The sequence below is a fragment of the Vibrio vulnificus NBRC 15645 = ATCC 27562 genome (assembly GCF_002224265.1).
In the GTDB taxonomy this organism is placed as follows: Bacteria; Pseudomonadota; Gammaproteobacteria; order Enterobacterales; family Vibrionaceae; genus Vibrio; species Vibrio vulnificus.
This window is the reverse complement of sequence record NZ_CP012881.1, coordinates 698,126-715,782: the sequence shown is the minus strand read 5'-3', so window position 1 is coordinate 715,782 and position 17,657 is coordinate 698,126. Positions and strand designations below refer to the sequence as shown.

General features: G+C 46.6%; 14 protein-coding genes and 2 tRNA genes. 7 read left to right on the top strand and 9 right to left on the bottom strand.

What is annotated here, in order from left to right:
• Positions 1-61 precede the first annotated feature (61 nt).
• The 3 genes from rluF to AOT11_RS03155 form a co-directional block, all read right to left on the bottom strand.
• The gene (gene rluF, locus AOT11_RS03165) at positions 62-1,105 is read right to left on the bottom strand and encodes a 23S rRNA pseudouridine(2604) synthase RluF (protein WP_017420907.1); all 1,044 of its coding nucleotides are present in this window, start codon (positions 1,103-1,105) and stop codon (positions 62-64) included.
• Between the two features lie 97 nt (positions 1,106-1,202).
• Positions 1,203-1,784, bottom strand: a complete 582-nt coding sequence (gene smrA / locus AOT11_RS03160; RefSeq protein WP_017420908.1) for a DNA endonuclease SmrA — start codon at positions 1,782-1,784, stop codon at positions 1,203-1,205.
• Between the two features lie 150 nt (positions 1,785-1,934).
• Complete coding sequence (locus tag AOT11_RS03155) at positions 1,935-2,075, bottom strand: DUF3149 domain-containing protein (RefSeq protein WP_011078358.1); 141 nt, start codon at positions 2,073-2,075, stop codon at positions 1,935-1,937.
• 256 nt (positions 2,076-2,331) lie between these two features.
• Here AOT11_RS03155 and AOT11_RS03150 point away from each other — a divergent pair.
• A tRNA-Pro gene (locus tag AOT11_RS03150) sits at positions 2,332-2,408 on the top strand.
• A 769-nt stretch (positions 2,409-3,177) separates the two neighbouring features.
• On the opposite strand, the gene AOT11_RS03140 is transcribed toward AOT11_RS03150, so the two are convergent.
• Complete coding sequence (locus tag AOT11_RS03140; RefSeq protein WP_017420910.1) at positions 3,178-4,038, bottom strand: TraB/GumN family protein; 861 nt, start codon at positions 4,036-4,038, stop codon at positions 3,178-3,180.
• Positions 4,039-4,451: 413 nt separating this feature from the next.
• On the opposite strand from AOT11_RS03140, the gene AOT11_RS03135 reads away from it, so the two are divergent.
• Positions 4,452-7,103, top strand: coding sequence for a beta-N-acetylhexosaminidase (locus AOT11_RS03135; protein ID WP_026050439.1), 2,652 nt, complete (start codon positions 4,452-4,454; stop codon positions 7,101-7,103).
• Positions 7,104-7,166: 63 nt separating this feature from the next.
• Here AOT11_RS03135 and AOT11_RS03130 read toward each other — a convergent pair whose 3' ends face one another.
• The gene (locus tag AOT11_RS03130) at positions 7,167-7,616 is read right to left on the bottom strand and encodes a DUF411 domain-containing protein (protein WP_017420912.1); all 450 of its coding nucleotides are present in this window, start codon (positions 7,614-7,616) and stop codon (positions 7,167-7,169) included.
• 8 nt (positions 7,617-7,624) lie between these two features.
• On the bottom strand, positions 7,625-10,357 hold the full coding sequence (locus AOT11_RS03125; RefSeq protein ID WP_026050440.1) for a cation transporter: 2,733 nt from the start codon (positions 10,355-10,357) through the stop codon (positions 7,625-7,627).
• 479 nt (positions 10,358-10,836) lie between these two features.
• Between AOT11_RS03125 and chiP the strand changes: the two genes are divergently transcribed.
• From chiP to gltX, 3 genes are all read left to right on the top strand, one after another.
• Positions 10,837-11,955, top strand: coding sequence for a chitoporin (gene chiP / locus AOT11_RS03120; RefSeq protein ID WP_017420914.1), 1,119 nt, complete (start codon positions 10,837-10,839; stop codon positions 11,953-11,955).
• Between the two features lie 61 nt (positions 11,956-12,016).
• The gene (locus AOT11_RS03115) at positions 12,017-12,607 is read left to right on the top strand and encodes a YccT family protein (RefSeq protein WP_017420915.1); all 591 of its coding nucleotides are present in this window, start codon (positions 12,017-12,019) and stop codon (positions 12,605-12,607) included.
• 204 nt (positions 12,608-12,811) lie between these two features.
• Positions 12,812-14,236: a glutamate--tRNA ligase gene (gltX, locus tag AOT11_RS03110; protein WP_017420916.1), complete on the top strand. Its 1,425-nt coding sequence runs from the start codon at positions 12,812-12,814 to the stop codon at positions 14,234-14,236.
• An 82-nt stretch (positions 14,237-14,318) separates the two neighbouring features.
• On the opposite strand, the gene AOT11_RS03105 is transcribed toward gltX, so the two are convergent.
• From AOT11_RS03105 to AOT11_RS03095, 3 genes are all read right to left on the bottom strand, one after another.
• The gene (locus AOT11_RS03105; protein ID WP_011078350.1) at positions 14,319-14,825 is read right to left on the bottom strand and encodes a hypothetical protein; all 507 of its coding nucleotides are present in this window, start codon (positions 14,823-14,825) and stop codon (positions 14,319-14,321) included.
• 157 nt (positions 14,826-14,982) lie between these two features.
• Positions 14,983-15,059: transfer RNA gene (locus tag AOT11_RS03100), tRNA-Arg, on the bottom strand.
• A gap of 53 nt (positions 15,060-15,112) precedes the next feature.
• Entirely contained in the window at positions 15,113-16,246 is a 1,134-nt protein-coding gene (locus AOT11_RS03095) for a flagellar assembly protein FlgT (protein WP_026050441.1), read from the bottom strand.
• 172 nt (positions 16,247-16,418) lie between these two features.
• Here AOT11_RS03095 and AOT11_RS03090 point away from each other — a divergent pair, with 172 nt between their 5' ends.
• Positions 16,419-17,054 (top strand): FlgO family outer membrane protein, encoded by a 636-nt coding sequence (locus AOT11_RS03090; protein WP_011078348.1) that lies wholly within the window; start codon positions 16,419-16,421, stop codon positions 17,052-17,054.
• Positions 17,055-17,062: 8 nt separating this feature from the next.
• Positions 17,063-17,494, top strand: a complete 432-nt coding sequence (gene flgP / locus AOT11_RS03085; protein ID WP_017420918.1) for a flagellar assembly lipoprotein FlgP — start codon at positions 17,063-17,065, stop codon at positions 17,492-17,494.
• Positions 17,495-17,657: the final 163 nt, after the last annotated feature.

Below are 17,657 nucleotides of genomic sequence, written 5' to 3'. Positions count from 1 at the left end.
CCGTGTGGTGATCAAAAAAGGACGCTCGTAGGAGCGTCCTTTTCAATGGTTGCGAGTAGCGTTATTTCTTCAGAGTCAAAGTGCCGCCGGTACGTTTGACGGGTTTTGCCGCGTTGGGATTATCATATCGCGGTGCTTTTCCAGCTTGCTCTTGGCGCTTTGTTTTTTCAAAACGCGGTTTATCGCCATCCTGCTGCTTTCTTTGCTGCGCTTTTTTCGAATTTGGCGCATGACGAAACTCATCGGCATTGTTGCCTTTGAAAGTGCGTTGTTTTTGGTTGCGACGTGCAGTAGAGGTTTGATTTTCCTCACGGCTGTCAAACAGTTTAGCGTCAGTGGCTTTGCGAATACGGCGGCCTTTGGCGTCAACGCGAGAGGCTTCTTCGGTGCCAACCGAGCCTTCACACATCGCAAGGATCTCAGTCACCTCATCGTCTGTGAGATAACGCCACTTACCATTCGGAATGCCGTCGAGTGAAATGTTCATAATGCGCACACGACGCAGTTTAAACACTTCATAGCCGAGTGCTTCACACATACGGCGGATCTGGCGGTTCAAACCTTGGGTTAAAACAATACGGAAGGAGAACTTGGTTTCCTGTGTGACTTTGCACGGCAAGGTTACGGTATCGAGAATATTGACACCGCTCGACATTGCTTTAATAAATTCAGGCGTAATGGGTTTATCCACTCGCACCACATACTCTTTTTCGTGGTGGTTACCCGCACGGAGAATCTTATTAACAATATCCCCATCATTGGTTAGGAAAATCAGACCGTCTGAAGGTTTGTCCAATCGACCAATTGGGAAAATGCGCTTCTTATGCCCAATAAAATCAACGATATTGCCCGGAATGTTGCGTTCAGTAGTGCAGGTAATGCCAGTGGGTTTATTCAGCGCGATGTAGACCGGTTTTTCCTTTGCCGCGACAGGCTTTCCATCTACACAAACGTCGTCACCAGGCAAGACCTTGGTGCCCATTTCTGGCTGTTTGCCATTGATGGTGACGCGACCTTGCTCGATGAGTTTATCGGCTTCGCGGCGTGAGCAAAAACCAGTTTCACTGATGTATTTATTAAGGCGTTTAGCGTTATCTTGGGACATGTTGTTCTCTCTTAACGTTTCACAACGGCGTTGTATTGTTCACTCCCTTACTGGTTGTAAGGGAAATTAGGGCGTGCATTCTAGCACTGAATAAATGTTAGCCTAAGCGTTTTTGATGACGTTCTCGATTCTCGAGTTTTTTGTCGGCACTTTTCTGCAGCAAAACGTAGAGAGCGCCAGTTCCGCCATGAAAACGCTGCGCACTGTGGCAACATTGCACTTCTTTAATCTGCATTAACCATGTCGTGACAAAACTCTTCATCTTGGCTGGGGGAGCGGATAGCTCGCCTCGACCATGAGCGATCACGACGGTGCGAATGTCCATTTTCATGCATTGTTTGAGGAAGCGCACCAGTTCATCTCGTGCTTCTTTGAGCGATTTCTTATGCAGGTCTAGCCTGGCTTGGATGGGGTACTTGCCTAAACGCAATTTACGATAGACACCATCTTGTACGCCATCTCTTTTAAACTCCACCATGTCATCAGGTTTGAGCATTTCAGCGTGATCAAGACTGAGGTGTTCCGGATTATCCTCGGTGAGCCAAATCGCCGCTTCGCGCCGCGCCAATTGAGATTCGCTGACGTGGTGTTTTTTCTTGTGTTCAGCGGTGTCATGAGTGATGGGCTTTACATCCCCCATCATTTGTTGGAAAAGTTCGAAATCATCGTCGTGAGACATAACGGCATCTCAAAGCTTGATTAATGGTTGCAGGAGTATACCAACGGTTGGGGGGAAACGATCAACCCAGAGAATAAAAAACCGGAACAGGCAGAAAACCCATTCCGGTGCAAAGCGTTTCTATAAAAAGATTATAGAGCTTGGCGATATCTAGTGAGGAGATTTGTCATTCATGACCTTGTAAACGATGAAACCGCCGTAAAACAGCATTAGACCTAGTGCACCAAATATGACAATCATTGAAGAAAGTCCTACCGCATTACCGAATAGCAAATCGAGCCAAAAGTCCATGGTTTCCTCCAAAGTGTGAAGACAGGGTAAAGTTAAAAGCTGGTGCTATTTTGCACACTGATCTGGATCAATTGTGTTGCATAAGTTAACGATATGTTTTTATTGGTGTGTTTCTGCTCACATTTTATGTGCTACTGATGGCGGAATGAGCAAACGGATAATTTATTACAAAAAAACTGCGCTTAGCTCTTGCGTCGTCAGTCAGAATCCGTAATATACGCATCCGTTGACGGAACAAAGTTTCTGTAAAACATCTCGGTGAATAGCGCAGCTTGGTAGCGCATCTGGTTTGGGACCAGAGGGTCGGGGGTTCGAATCCCTCTTCACCGACCACTTTAAGAAAGCCTGCTTTTTAGCAGGCTTTCGTCGTTTTGGCTTTAGACAAAGCTTGCTTACTGATGTTGAACCTCGTGGGGTTCGCCTGACGTTAGAATATGGCTCTTCACCGGCCATATTAAGAAAAGGCCCTGCAGAAAAGTAGGGCCTTTTTGCAATGTTTTGGTTGTAGAGAACGGGGGCTGGAACGCCAGTCCGATCGAATTCCTCTTCACCGACCACTTTAAGAAAGCCTGCTTTTTAGCAGGCTTTCGTCGTTTTGGCTTTAGACAAAGCTTGCTTACTGATGTTGAACCTCGTGGGGTTCGCCTGACGTTAGAATATGGCTCTTCACCGGCCATATTAAGAAAAGGCCCTGCAGAAATGTAGGGCCTTTTTGCAATGTTTTGGTTGTAGAGAACGGGGGCTGGAACGCCAGTCCGATCGAATTCCTCTTCACCGACCACTTTAAGAAAGCCTGCTTTTTAGCAGGCTTTCGTCGTTTTGGCTTTAGACAAAGCTTGCTTACTGATGTTGAACCTCGTGGGGTTCGCCTGACGTTAGAATATGGCTCTTCACCGGCCATATTAAGAAAAGGCCCTGCAGAAAAGTAGGGCCTTTTTGCAATGTTTTGGTTGTAGAGAACGGGGGCTGGAACGCCAGTCCGATCGAATTCCTCTTCACCGACCACTTTAAGAAAGCCTGCTTTTTAGCAGGCTTTCGTCGTTTTAGTTTTAGACAAAGTTTGCTCGCTGATGTTGAACTAGGTGTTATGAGGTAGCCAAAATTAGAAATGGCATTGCGCAGGCTGGCTTTGGGTCAGTTGCTCTGCTTTAAAACCAGATTGCTCAAGTAGCGCAATGAGATTCTCTTTGCCCACCAAATGCAACGCTCCGACCACCACCGCATAATGCCCTGGCTCCTCCTGAGCTAGTTGAGAGAGCTTTTGCACCCAATCGTGATTTCTATCCGTCAGCATGGCTTTTTCCAACTCAGGGGAGATCTCTGAAAGGTTAGCGAACTCTACCAGTTTTTGTTTGTCGCCTTTTTGCCAGCTCTCAACCAAACAAGAGAGTAACTGCTCACTTTCACTAAACTCTGACAGCGCACTAGTCAGCAATTCTTTGCCATCTTGAGGTGTCTTGGTGAGTAGATCGATTTGAAATTGCGCACTTTCCAACGGATGAAGAGGAACACCATGTTGATGTGCTTTTTGAATGAGATAGCTATCCACGCCAAGTTCTGAGTGATACCCCAGTTTTTGTACTTGAGCCATTTGGATGGTTAAGGCGCTTGCCCACGGCGGAGCAAGCATCAATTGTTGATAGGGCAAACCAAGCGCATTGGCGATTTGTTGCAGCTGCTGTTTCTGTACATCGGTGAGGACTTGCTGACTGACATAGCGCTGAGGTGGATAAGTCACTTGATTCAATTGCGATAAATCGGCCTCCACAATGAGGGCTTGGCTGTTAGCGATGGCGTTTTCTATCTCATTGGGTAGCGGGTACAGTGCATCGCTTCCTACATGAATCGAGCCTAATATTCTGAATTCCGTTTTATCTTTGGTCACTTTCCACACTAACGGTTCGGCAAGTGCTGTAGGAACTAGAGTGGTAATTGCAATAATAACGGTAACGAATTTGAGCATGTTTTACTTCCTGAAAAATGTTCCGGCAAATTTGTTGATTTGATAAAAATGACGAGCGTTAACGGAGCTAAAAGTGCGATCAAATACTCAATTTCAACGTCAAATTCTGATGATTTAAATTTTAAAGCACGTCGCTATTGTGGGAAATTTCTTTCAATAGTGTCCATTGTGTCGGTGTTTTTGTGATCTGTATTTGATAAAAAGTCGTCAAAAATGAAATTACGAATTTAACGTCTCTTTTAACTTGTTGAAATTAAAGTTTTTATATTTTCTGTTTTCGTTCGCAGTTTGAAGTAGATCACTTCTCTTGCTTATTAATTTTACGCTTAGAAAAAACTCGCTGTATGTTGAATGCATTGGTAAGTAACAGCCGTTTTGGCTGGATTGGTTTTCTGAGTTTTAGGGTAAGTAAGATGTTGAAACAAACTTTAATTGCAGCTTCAGTTATCGCTTCTTTGGCGGGTTGCTCTACATTACAAAGCGATGAGCAACGTGTCGTCAATTCATTAGCGGATAATTTGGATATTCAATACCAAGTTATGACAAATCACGGTGCGAACGTGGGGCTAGCCTGTGGTGATATGGGGGCCGAGTGGGCTTCTTGTAACCGAGTGAATATGACGCTGGTGAATCAAGGTGACGCCGTCAATGCCAAAGATTGGGCCATTTACTTTCACAGCATCCGTCTGATTTTAGATGTGGAAAACGACCAGTTCAAAATCTCTCGTGTCACGGGTGACCTACACAAATTAGAACCGACAGATAAATTTGATGGTTTTGCTGCGGGTGAAGAAGTTGTACTGCCTCTAATTGGCGAATACTGGACGCTGTTTGAAACCGATTTCATGCCTGGTGCTTTCGTCACTGCACCAAACGCAGAGCCAAAGATGATTGCCTCTCTAAACACGGAAGATGTAGCGTCTTTCGTAGCCGGTCTTGAAGGTAACAACCTAAAACGTACGCCAGATGACAAAAACGTCTTTGCGAGTGCCGTGTCTCGCTTCGAGAAGAACGAAGATCTAGCAAAACAAGATGTATCAACCACCTTGCTACCAACACCACTGTTTGTGGAAGCAGGCAAAGGCACCGTTGATATCGCGTCGGGTATTGCGCTGCCTAAAGAAGTATTTGATGCGGCGCAATTTTCGGCAATTCAAGATCGTGCAGAAGTGGTCGGTGTGAATGTGCGCGGTGATGTTCCTGTTAGCATCACGGTTGTTCCAGCGGACTTCACTGGTGAATTAGCAAAATTGGGTGCTTACGAGATGAGTATCCAAGGCGACGGTATTGCGATTAAAGCGTTTGACCAAGCTGGTGCTTTCTACGCAGTGCAATCTATCTTTGGCCTGATAGATAGCCAAAATGCGGATTCTCTACCACAACTGTCGATGAAAGACGCGCCTCGTTTTGATTACCGTGGCGTGATGGTGGATGTGGCTCGTAACTTCCACTCTAAAGACGCCATTCTTGCCACGCTAGACCAAATGGCAGCGTACAAGATGAACAAACTACACCTTCACCTAACGGACGATGAAGGCTGGCGTTTAGAAATCCCGGGTCTGCCTGAGCTGACCGAAGTGGGTGCTAATCGTTGTTTCGACGTTGAAGAGAAAAGCTGTTTATTGCCTCAGCTTGGTTCGGGTTCAACGTCAGACAACTTTGGCTCTGGCTACTTTAGCAAAGCAGACTACGTGGAAATCGTGAAATACGCGAAAGCACGTAACATCGAAGTGATTCCAGAAATCGACATGCCAGCCCACGCTCGTGCTGCAGTGGTATCGATGGAAGCGCGTTACGACCGTCTCATGGCGGAAGGTAAAGAAGCACAAGCGAACGAATACCGTCTGATGGATCCTCAAGATACATCCAACGTGACGACCGTTCAGTTCTACGATAAGCAAAGCTTTATCAACCCATGTATGGAATCGTCAACGCGCTTTGTTGATAAAGTGATTTCAGAAGTAGCAGCCATGCATGTAGAGGCAGGCGCACCGCTAACAACGTGGCACTTTGGTGGTGACGAAGCGAAGAACATTAAGCTAGGTGCTGGTTTCCAAGACGTTAACGCAGAAGACAAAGTTAGCTGGAAAGGCACGATTGACCTATCTAAGCAAGACAAGCCATTTGCACAGTCTCCGCAATGTCAGACGCTCATTACCGATGGCACAGTAAGCGATTTTGGTCACCTGCCAAGTCACTTTGCAGAGCAAGTATCGAAGATTGTGGCCGAGAAGGGCATTCCAAACTTCCAAGCGTGGCAAGATGGCTTGAAGTACAGTGAAGGTGAGAACGCGTTCGCAACAGAAAATACTCGCGTCAACTTCTGGGACGTTCTGTACTGGGGCGGTACATCTTCAGTGTACGAGTGGTCGAAGAAAGGTTACGACGTGATCGTGTCTAACCCAGACTACGTGTACATGGACATGCCATACGAAGTGGACCCGAAAGAGCGCGGTTACTACTGGGCAACACGTGCAACAGACACGCGTAAGATGTTCGGCTTTGCGCCAGAGAACATGCCGCAAAACGCTGAAACCTCTTTAGACCGTGATGGCAACGGCTTTACGGGCAAAGGTGAAATCGAAGCGAAGCCTTTCTACGGCCTATCAGCACAGCTTTGGTCTGAGACAGTACGTAACGACGAGCAATACGAGTACATGGTATTCCCTCGCGTACTAGCAGCAGCTGAGCGTGCATGGCACCGTGCCGATTGGGAAAACGACTACAAAGTGGGTGTTGAGTACTCGCAAAGCTCTAACCTAGTAGACAAGGCTGCACTAAACCAAGACTACAACCGCTTTGCCAACGTACTTGGCCAACGTGAACTGGCGAAACTGGAAAAATCAGGTATCGACTACCGCCTACCTGTACCAGGTGCGAAAGTCGAAGAGGGTAAGCTAGCAATGAACGTTCAGTTTCCTGGCGTCACGCTTCAATACTCGCTAGACGGCAAGAACTGGCTAACTTACGCAGACAGTGCTCGTCCAGCAGTAGAGGGTGAAGTCTTTATCCGCTCTGTGTCTGCAACAGGCGAGAAAGCAAGCCGAGTAACAAGCGTGAAGTAATTCTTAGCGCGAACAGAAAGAAAAACCCAGCTCAGCTGGGTTTTTCTCTTTATTGTTCAATCGCTATTTTTGATTGCCTTCATGGCGGCGATACTCAAACACTTGACCTTGTTCGTTAAAGGCATACACAGAGTAGCTGTCTTTTTTGTCGCCGTATTCCATGCCCGGAGAGCCCATTGGCATACCCGGAACCGCAAGGCCTTTCGCGTTGCGAGGTGGGTTTTCTAAAAAGGCTTTGATATCGTCAGCCGGAATATGCCCCTCAAATACGTAGCCTTCAATTTCCGCAGTATGGCATGAATAGAGTTGCTCGTTCTTCAATCCTAGCTTCTGCTTAACGCTGTTCATATCATCGTGAAGCTCTTCTTTTACGGTGAAACCTGCCTCTTCCATGTGTTTAGTCCAATCACCGCAGCATCCACAGTAAGGTGATTTATGGTTGATGACGTCCGCTGCCAAAACGTTTGCTGACATACCTGCCAGCAGCATAAGAGTAAGTGTTTTTAGTTTCATAGTGACCCCTAAGAGCGTGTTGTCGTTTTAAATAAGCGTAGTCGATTGGCGTTGCTGACCACGGTAATGGAAGAGAGTGCCATGGCTGCGCCAGCCACCACAGGACTCAAAAGAAAACCTGACACAGGATACAGTACGCCAGCTGCTACAGGAATACCCAAAGAGTTGTAAATAAAGGCGCCAAAGAGATTTTGCTTCATGTTTTTCACCGTCGCTTTGGAGAGTTCAATGGCGTTGAGAACGGCAAGTGGTGACGAGTTGAGCAGCGTCATCTGCGCGCTTTCAATCGCGACATCACTGCCACTGCCCATCGCAATGCCAATATCAGCCAAGGCTAACGCTGGCGCGTCATTAATACCGTCACCGACCATCGCCACTTTGCGACCTTGTGATTGAAGGCGTCCGATATGGCTTGCTTTCTCATCGGGCAGCACTTGCGCGATGACTTCATCGATACCCAGCTCTTGAGCAATGGCATTGGCCACGCTTTGGTTGTCACCCGTTAGCATAACGGTGTGGATGCCTTCTTTCTTCAAGGCTTGGATAGCTTGCTTAGAATCGCCTTTGATTGGGTCTGAAATGGCGATCATGCCGATTAAACGCTGCTTAAGCACGGCAGCAACTGGCGTCCAAGCGTTTTGTGCACATTCGTCAATCGCCACAGTGGCGGCGCTCAAATCAAATTGTTGCGCTTGTAAGTGATTTAATGACACCACCAACAGCTCATCCCCCGCAATGACCGCGCGAACTCCTTTGCCTCGCATATTTTCAAACTGGCTCACCTCAAGCACAGGTGCTTTGTGTTGCTGGGCGTCTGCCACAATTGCTTTGGCGAGTGGATGCTCTGATTGCTGTTCCGCACTCAACAGCAGTGAACGTAAATGCTGCTGATCGTGGTCAAAGGCATAGAGCGCTTGAACTTTAGGAGCTCCTTGGGTCAAAGTGCCTGTTTTGTCGAATACCACTGTGTCAATTTTGCTGGCAGATTGCAGAACATCCGCATCTCGGATCAAAATGCCCATTTCTGCGGCTTTGCCAACCCCCACCGTCACTGACAACGGGGTGGCAAGGCCCAGTGCGCAGGGGCAGGCGATGATCAGTACGGTAGTCGTGACCACCAACATGTAACTGGCTTTTGGCTCTGGGCCAACGAAAAACCAAATTGCCGCAGAGAAAAGGGCAATGGCCACGACAACAGGCACGAAGACCGATGAAATCTGATCCGCCAGTTTGGCGATAGCGGGTTTACTGCTTTGCGCCTGACGCACCATACGGATAATACGAGCCAGCATGGTATCAGCGCCGATCCCAGTTGCTTGAATCATTAAGCTGCCGTCATTATTTAGGGTGCCAGCAGAAACGTTATCTTGCGCTTGTTTGAAAACCGGAACGGGTTCACCTGTGAGCATGGATTCGTCGAGATACGACTCGCCAGAAATCACCAAACCATCAACGGGGATTTTTTCTCCCGGCTTGATGCGCAGCTTCATCCCCAATTGAATCTGTTTAACGGCGATGGTTTGCTCACCTTGGTCGGTGATCAAACTTGCGGTTTGAGGCTGAAGGTTGATCAGCGATTGCAGCGATTGGGTTGTGCGCGCTTTGGCTTTTGCTTCGATATAGTGTCCCAGTGAAATCAAGCCGACAATCATCGCACTGGCTTCAAAATAAACGTGGCGCGATTCCATTGGGAACCAAGTCGGGAAAATCACCACTAACATCGAAAAGAGCCACGCGGCACCCGTTCCCAATGCAACCAATGTATCCATAGTGGCGCGTTTGTGAGTGAGTGCTAACCACGCATTGGTAAAGAAGCTTCTTCCCGCGGTAGCAAGCAACAATAGGCAGACTAAGCCGACCACCCCCCATGCGATCTGATCTTGAGTGTTTGCGATACTCATGCTGCCACCCAATACACCCCACAACATGAGTGGTGCACCAAGGGCTATTCCTGCGAAGGCACTGGCTTTGTGTTTTCGTTGTGCTTGAGCCAGTTGCTCAGCCTGTTTTTGTTGAGTGAGTTCTGCGTCTAGTACCACTTCAGCTTGATAACCGGCTTGTTTGACAGAAGAGATCACTGCCTCTATCAAGTTTGCCTCATTACTCTCTGCAAAAATAATTGCGCTTTGTTCGGCAAGGTTAACTTGCGCTTTATTCACACCACTGACAGCCAACATCGCTTTTTCAACGGAAGAAACACAGCTCGCACAGGTCATGCCCTGAATCAATAGGTTGATTGTTTCGGTTGAAGGCGCTGTTGAAGCGGTAGCTAAAGTAGTGTCTAAAGGTGTTGAATCAGACAAAACAGGGGATGGTGTGGTAAGCGATTCGACGTTTTGAGCGGCCTCTTCACCTGCGGTGTGTAGACGTGCCTGGTATCCAAGCGTCGCGATGAGGGTGATCACCTCTTGCTCATTCAAGCTGGTGGTGATTGTAAGTTCTGTTTTACTTGCGGTGAAGCGAATCACCTCGCTGTGCTCACCGAGCAATGCGTTCACTTTACTCACGCAGCGACCACAGTTAAGTCCTTCAAGATCAAAGTTGAACTCATTGCCTGCACGGTAACCCAACTTTTCTATCGTTTCAGCAATCTCGGCCAGAGTGGACGGGGTCTCTAAGCTGATTTCGTTGGGAGAAAGCGCTTGAATCGTGACACTGTGATCGGCATGCAGTGCTTTCTCGACCTTACGAGCACAACCCATGCAGTTGAGGCCAGAGAGCGCAAGGGTAAATTGGTTCATCTTTTTATCTCCCACGAAATAATGTGGTAATAACGATAAACCTTGCCGCCGGGGGAAGGTCAAGCATTGGTTCGTGCAATCAATTACGTCAAAATGGCTTTGCCGTACCGATGTTTAGCCTTATTTCCTTGCGAGGCACTTCAATCTTTTTTCTTTGGAAATATAAAGTTCCGTTAATTGAGCTAAAAGTTGCGTGAGTCGCTTCACGATACGGCAACATATTTGCCGCCATGTTGCTATGAAAAGCTAAATTTGACGTTTTTTATATTTTTTGTTTGCGGTTAAGTGGTTGTTTTTAGTGTTTTTATATTATTTTTTATTGGTTGACTTTGAAGTGGCTCAGGTTGTTGGTGTCGCCATTTTTTAAAGAAAAAAAAGTCTGAGATATTTGCCCCGTCCAAACATGACTGGTGAGCTTGGTTCTATGTCCTAGGGAAGTAAGCAAGCCAAGGAAAACTAAAAAGATATAGGGGTTAAACATGTCTTACCTAAAGAAAAGCTTATTAGCAACAGCAGTGACTGGCCTAATGTTCAGTGGTGCAGCATTTGCAGATGGTGCGAACAGCGATGCAGCAAAAAACTATTTAACTAAAGACTCTTTTGCATACGAAGTATACGGTGTAATTGCGATGCAGGCCGCTTACCGCGATTACGATTCTGGTGACGCAAAAACAGATGACAACCTAGGTGGCATGCAGTTCAACAACGAATCGCGCATTGGTTTCCGCGGTAAGAAGAACTTTGCTAACTTCGGCCCAACGTTCATTTGGCAAATTGAAGGTGGCTACGTAGACCCAAGCTTTGGCGGTGAAGGTGCTGGCCTTGGTGAGCGCGATACATTCGTTGGTTTTGAAGGCGAATCAATGGGTCAAGTTCGTGTTGGTCGCGTATTGACTCCACTTTACGAGTTGGTTGACTGGCCAGGATCGAACCCAGGTCTAGGTGATGTATATGACTGGGGTGGTGCTATCGGTGGTGCTAAGTACCAAGATCGTCAATCGAACACTATTCGTTGGGATTCTCCAATGTACGGCGAAGCATTCTCTCTCGATGTGGCAGCTGGTGCTGGTGACAAAGCTGGTCTTGGTGAAGGCGACGATTTCTGGGCTGGCTTAGCGGCACACTACAAAATTGGTCCAATCCAGTTAGACGCAGCGTACGAAGGTAACCGCAATATCGTTGCTGAAGGTCAAACTTGGGACAACGATACTTACCTCGTGGGCGTTCAAGGTTGGTTTGAAAACGGCATTTCTTTCTTTGCTCAATACAAGATGATGGAAGCGAATGCGAACAACGGTGTTGACGAAAAGCAAAATGCAATGACTGCTGGCTTGATGTACACCACGGGTGACTGGCAGTACAAATTGGGCTACGCGGCTAACTTTGAGCTAGAGCGTAACGGCAAAACAATCAACAACACAGATGACAACGTAATTTCTGCACAAGTTATGTACTTTGTTGACCCATCTGCAGTACTGTACGCTCGTGCTCGTACGCTAGACTTTGGTGACGGCGCAGAAGCACTTGATGGTTCAGGTGCTCGCTGGAAGTCAGCAGATTACACTGAGTTCTCAGTGGGTGTTGAATACTACTTCTAACTCGTTAGAAATCAAGAAAGGGCGGCAACGCCCTTTCTTCGTTGATAAGTGGAACTGAAATATGAAAAAAATGATGATTATGAGTGCGTTAGCACTATTTAGCAGCTCACTGTTCGCTGCCAACCTGACGCTGCAGAAGGAAATTACGCCACAAATCGTCAATGGTGAAGGCGTGACGCTTCAAGAAGTGCATAATGGCAATCGCATCGAATTAAAACCGGGCCACAATCAGATTGCGGTGACGATTGGACAAATTGTTTTTGAAGATGGCAAACGCCGCAAATTTGATTCACAACCATTGTTGCTTGAGTTTGTCGCCAAGCCAGAACAAGCGCTGACACTAGAGTATGGTAAGTTCCGTACGATTGACGACGCGAAAAAATTTGAAAACAACCCAACAGTACATTTGACGGATGCTCAAGGAAATCCGGTCGCATTTACTATGGTTCAACTCTATAAAGGTGGCCTGCAAGGATTTCGTGATTACGAACGAGAAGTCGCAGATTACAACGCGCAGAAAGCACAAAAGGCGGACAGCGCACCACTCGTTAATCACGATCCAAAAGCAATGGATCTTAAAACTGCATTTAAAGAAATGACTCGACAAGAGCAGCAAGCCTTTATGCAATGGGCAATGCAAAACTTAAAATAGTTTTCTTCTTTCCTTCGTTTAATAAGCGAAAAATCGAATTCCACCCTCAATGTGATAAACGCATTGAGGGTATGTGTTTTTGGGATAGCCTGAGCGATTTTCTCTGGTTGTAGATTCGTTCGACGATGGTAAAATGTCGCCACTTTTGTCCTTGAACTCGCAGTGCTTGAAATAGAGGCTGTATTTTATCCCTAAGGAATTCTGATGACGGTTAAAACTCGTTTTGCTCCTAGCCCAACTGGCTACCTACACGTTGGTGGTGCTCGTACAGCACTTTACTCTTGGTTATACGCGAAAAGCCAAGGTGGTGAGTTCGTTCTACGTATTGAAGATACGGACCTAGAGCGCAACTCTCAGGAAGCGGTAGATGCCATTATTGAAGGTATGCAGTGGCTAGGTTTGGAATGGAACGAAGGTCCTTATTTCCAAACTCAGCGTTTTGATCGTTACAACGAGATGGTTGATAAGCTGCTTGCGGAAGATAAAGCGTACAAATGTTACGCATCAAAAGAGCTGCTTGATGAAGTTCGTGCAGAGCAAGAAGCCAACAAAGAAATGCCTCGCTACGATGCTGAGCATCCAAAAATCAAAGCGGCAAATGAAGCGGCAAAAGATGGCGATCCATGCGTGATTCGTTTCCGTAACCCGAAAGAGGGTAGCGTTGTATTCGAAGATCAAATCCGTGGTCGTATCGAAATCAGCAACAGCCAAATGGATGATCTCATCATCCGTCGTACCGATGGTTCACCAACCTACAACTTCTGTGTGGTGGTTGACGATTGGGATATGGGCATTACGCACGTTATCCGTGGCGAAGACCATATCAACAACACGCCTCGTCAAATCAACATCTATGAAGCACTAGGTGCGCCAGTTCCTACGTTTGCGCATTGTGCCATGATCCTAGGTGATGACGGTGCGAAACTGTCTAAGCGTCATGGTGCGGTGTCAGTGATGCAATACCGCGATATGGGTTACTTGCCAGTGGCATTGAACAACTACCTCGTGCGCCTTGGTTGGTCTCACGGGGACCAAGAAATTTTCTCTCAAGAAGAGATGATCAACCTATTTAGCTTGAATGCTATCTCAAAGTCAGCGTCTGCGTTTAATACCGACAAGCTGCTATGGTTGAATAACCACTACATCAAAACATCGGATCCTGAATACGTAGCTGAACATCTTCAGTGGCATTTAGATCAGAAGGGTATCAAGACCGAAAATGGTCCAGCCATCACTGACGTGATCAAACTGGTTGGCGAGCGTTGCAATACGTTGGTTGAGTTGGCCGATCAAATTGGTTACTTCTACCAAGATTTTGACGCATTTGATGCTGATGCAGCGAAAAAACACCTACGTGGTGTGGCGAAGCAGCCGCTAGAAGTCGCTCTGGCTAAAGTGGAAGCCCTTACTGAGTGGACAACAGAAAACCTACACCAAGTGATTGCCGATGTGTGTACTGAGCTTGAAATCGGTATGGGCAAAATCGGTATGCCTCTGCGTGTTGCTGTTACTGGTGGTGGTCAGTCTCCTTCTGTAGATGCAGTGATGCAGCTCATCGGTAAAGAGCGTGTTGTTGCGCGTATTAAGATGGCGTTGGCGTTTATTGCAGAGCGTGAAGCAAACGCATAATTGGCCAGCGAGAATAATAAAACCGCAGCTCAGTGCTGCGGTTTTTTTTTGGACTTTGTTTGAGTGTGAAAAAGAGCACGCGTTATTTGAGACCAATGCTGTTCAATCGGCCCATAAAGGTGAGGATCTCTAAATTCTCTTTGTGCGCTTCCAATAGCGCTTTTTTGGTCTGTGAGTAGGCGGCAAGTTTGCCGTATTTGCTGATGGAACGAACGACGGTTTTGTATTTGTATTCGCCTTTGTCATTCATCACACGCCATTTGGCAATGTAGCAGGTATCTCGGTTGTTAGGATCCGCCAGAGTAGGGTTGGGTTTGTGCACGATCTTTGGCTCTAAACTATGAGGCAGACGAGTCATTAAGTACGGATCTTTCATTAGGCGTCGCCAGAATTTCCCCCACATCTCTCTTCCCAGTTCATTGCGCATTTTAATCGCTTTTTGTAGCGCTTTCTTTTCCCCAAGTTTTACAAATCCAATCGAACGATGCAGCACCTTATCGTCAGGCGTATGGATATGAATTTTAAAGGCAGTTTTGCCTTTTGAAATGAAACGATGCCCAGTGTTAGTTATCAGATTGCTCTTAGTCATAACAGTAACTAATAATTTTATTAATATGGGTTAGAGTAAGGAAATATTAGTAATAATTAAAGTAGCAAAATGAAAAGTTGCCCATTTTTTTCTGAACAATAGGAAAGCACTTGACGAAAAAAAAGCTAAGCATCGTTGACGCTTAGCTTGAGTAAGATGGCGCTCCCAACAGGATTTGAACCTGTGACCTGCCCCTTAGGAGGGGGCTGCGCTATCCAGCTGTGCCATGGGAGCAGGCTTGTTATCTTACGGAAATGGACACAAATGTTAAGCCTTAACTTTTGATATTAAAGCGGTTTGTGCATTACGTCGCCAATCTGGATACTGGAGGCTAAGTTCGGTTGATCCACCGTCAACTCGGCTTCGTTTTCATAAACTCGAGAAACCGTTAAGGTAATTTCGCTTTGAGAAACTTTGTTGCGTGGCAAGCCATACTGATCAATAAACGAAGCCGTGTGCCAAAGTTGCAACCTGTCGCCTTCGCGCACACCATGAATTCGGCCAAGATCCATCGTGACGGTATTGCCAAAAACAGCCACAACCTCTGGCAGGGTGATCTTGCACGACACTTCCGATTCCATATCTAACATGATATTACGGCTGACTCGCAGCATCATCTCACCATAGGTTGAAGCCCAGAAGCGCGCACTGCGAGTGTCAATCTGGCTGGTTTTTGCAAACGGCCACTTCGCCACTTCACGGTAGCTTCTTGAATACACTTCATTACCCGTTTTGCCATCGTACACCTGCATTTCGAGGGCAAACTGGCGATTGATCACGTCATCTACAAGTAATTTCGATTCGATCGTCGCGGTTAAGTCGGTGATGACACCACCGATGATGTATTGAGCGCCAGTGTCTTGGGCAATCATCTTGATACGTTCGGGATTGCGTCGATCAATATCGTAATCAGTGGTGCCGACTGAAACAAAACTTCTTGATTCCTGATCAAACTGTCGGTTAATGACGTGGCTGAAATCATCCCCCACTTTGTAGATTTGCCCCATCACCGCTTGTTGAGGCGAGGCAACATCAATATTGCCGACCAAAATGGTCTTTTTATATTGGCTAACGTGGCAACCTGTTGCCGATGGATAAATATCAATTCTGGCACGTACTTCGACCTTATTCCCTTTGGATCGTTGAGACTGAACTAGGATGTAGCGGACTTCGTGGTTAGTGAATTGATACTCTGTGCGGCTCTCTTCAAGAAATGGGCGAAGATTACTGAGGCTGCCAATATCTGCCCCAGAAAAGTTGACGGCTTTATATAACGCGTCCTCTAAGGCGTGAACTCTTGCCACTTCTTCAGATGAAACAATGGTGGCAACTCCCGTCGCTTCATACCATGCGGCATGAGCATTTAGAGAGAGGAATGTCATCCAAATTGTTGAAAATAGGCCAAAAGTAATTTTTTTCATCGTGAATTTCCCAAGTGGGTATAGATATTGCTTTGCATTTATCAGCTGTATATGGATGTCGCTTTTAACTTGTTGCAGAGATACAAAAGCAAAGACTGTTCCAAGATTGTAAACCAGTCGGAAAACAAAAGCAGTCTTAATGGACATCTGAGATTATCTGGAGATTAACCCCATGAAAAAATGGATTGTTGTAGCGTCCGTCATGGCTTTGAGTTCATGCGCCTACTCACCGATTTACAACGGTAAAGAACCGTACTCGGGCAGCCAGTTTATGCTGATGGAAAGCCCGCGTCATACGATGGACTTCTTTGTCGAGAGCCTGACGGAAGATCTGATTCTGTCAAATACCAGTGTGTCTGCTCGTACACCGATTGCCGTCACCTCGTTTGTTGATTTGCAGAACATGGATTCAACCAACTGGCTTGGAAACTCCGTGTCTGAAGGTTTTATTTACCAACTTCAGCGTCGTGGTTTCAAAGTCGTGGATTTCAAAACCACGGGATCGATTCAAGTGACGCAACAAGGCGATTTTGCTTTGAGCCGTGATTGGAAAGATCTCGCACAAGAACAAGAAATCCAATATGTACTCACGGGGACCATGTTACGACAAGAAGGTGGCGTGTTAGTCAACGCTCGCGTTGTGGGTATGCAAACCCGAGTGGTAGTGGCTTCAGCTCAAGGCTTCTTACCTGCTGAGCGTATTGGCCGCGACTTGGATACATTGAACAGTATTCGCACTCAAGATGGGGTGATCATTCGTTCAGATCCGACCATTCGTCAACCATATACCGTGATCTTACGTCCATAGGGGGAGCTATGAAAAAGTCTCTTATCGCTTTCGTTATGCTCCTTATGGTGGGGTGCCAACCGCTACAGCAGATGCGTCAAGACGATATGCTGGTGGCAGTGGGGTATGCCAGTATTAGTGAACAAACAGGCCGCACAGATGAAGAAAAACGCGTTCGTGCCATGCGTGCTTCTAAAATTGACGCGTATCGTGAACTTGCCGAGCAGGTTTATGGTATGCGAGTGAGTGGCAGAGCGCATTTGGAGGATCAGCGTTTGGGTGTTGAAAATACCTCAGGTGCCGTTGATGGTGTGATCCGTGGTGCAGAAGTGGTGCGTAGTTACCCTGTGGGCGATAGCTATGTAACTGAACTGCGTTTAGATATTCGTAAGATGGATAAGCTGCGTGACTACGGTGAAGTTCAGCAGATCCCTGAAAAAAGGCAGCAAACACTTTTCTAATCTCATTCAGTTTTCCAGATAATCAGAATCAAGCGGCCACGATTGGCCGCTTTTCTTTTATTCGTTTTTTTAGCGCAGCGTGAGTGATCTTTTGACGTGATGTTATCGAAGGAGAAAAGGAGGATTTGATTTAGTGTTGCATGAGAAAGGGGCATTAAGTTTG

Excerpts from the sequence above, each read along its gene's own strand:
- AOT11_RS03115 (WP_017420915.1), top strand. The coding sequence starts at position 12,017 with ATGAAAAAAATGATGATTATGAGTGCGTTAGCACTATTTAGCAGCTCA.
- AOT11_RS03135 (WP_026050439.1), top strand. The coding sequence starts at position 4,452 with ATGTTGAAACAAACTTTAATTGCAGCTTCAGTTATCGCTTCTTTGGCG.
- AOT11_RS03095 (WP_026050441.1), bottom strand. The coding sequence starts at position 16,246 with ATGAAAAAAATTACTTTTGGCCTATTTTCAACAATTTGGATGACATTC.
- AOT11_RS03130 (WP_017420912.1), bottom strand. The coding sequence starts at position 7,616 with ATGAAACTAAAAACACTTACTCTTATGCTGCTGGCAGGTATGTCAGCA.
- AOT11_RS03125 (WP_026050440.1), bottom strand. The coding sequence starts at position 10,357 with ATGAACCAATTTACCCTTGCGCTCTCTGGCCTCAACTGCATGGGTTGT.
- AOT11_RS03140 (WP_017420910.1), bottom strand. The coding sequence starts at position 4,038 with ATGCTCAAATTCGTTACCGTTATTATTGCAATTACCACTCTAGTTCCT.
- AOT11_RS03105 (WP_011078350.1), bottom strand. The coding sequence starts at position 14,825 with ATGACTAAGAGCAATCTGATAACTAACACTGGGCATCGTTTCATTTCA.
- AOT11_RS03090 (WP_011078348.1), top strand. The coding sequence starts at position 16,419 with ATGAAAAAATGGATTGTTGTAGCGTCCGTCATGGCTTTGAGTTCATGC.
- flgP (WP_017420918.1), top strand. The coding sequence starts at position 17,063 with ATGAAAAAGTCTCTTATCGCTTTCGTTATGCTCCTTATGGTGGGGTGC.
- AOT11_RS03155 (WP_011078358.1), bottom strand. The coding sequence starts at position 2,075 with ATGGACTTTTGGCTCGATTTGCTATTCGGTAATGCGGTAGGACTTTCT.
- rluF (WP_017420907.1), bottom strand. The coding sequence starts at position 1,105 with ATGTCCCAAGATAACGCTAAACGCCTTAATAAATACATCAGTGAAACT.
- chiP (WP_017420914.1), top strand. The coding sequence starts at position 10,837 with ATGTCTTACCTAAAGAAAAGCTTATTAGCAACAGCAGTGACTGGCCTA.
- smrA (WP_017420908.1), bottom strand. The coding sequence starts at position 1,784 with ATGTCTCACGACGATGATTTCGAACTTTTCCAACAAATGATGGGGGAT.
- gltX (WP_017420916.1), top strand. The coding sequence starts at position 12,812 with ATGACGGTTAAAACTCGTTTTGCTCCTAGCCCAACTGGCTACCTACAC.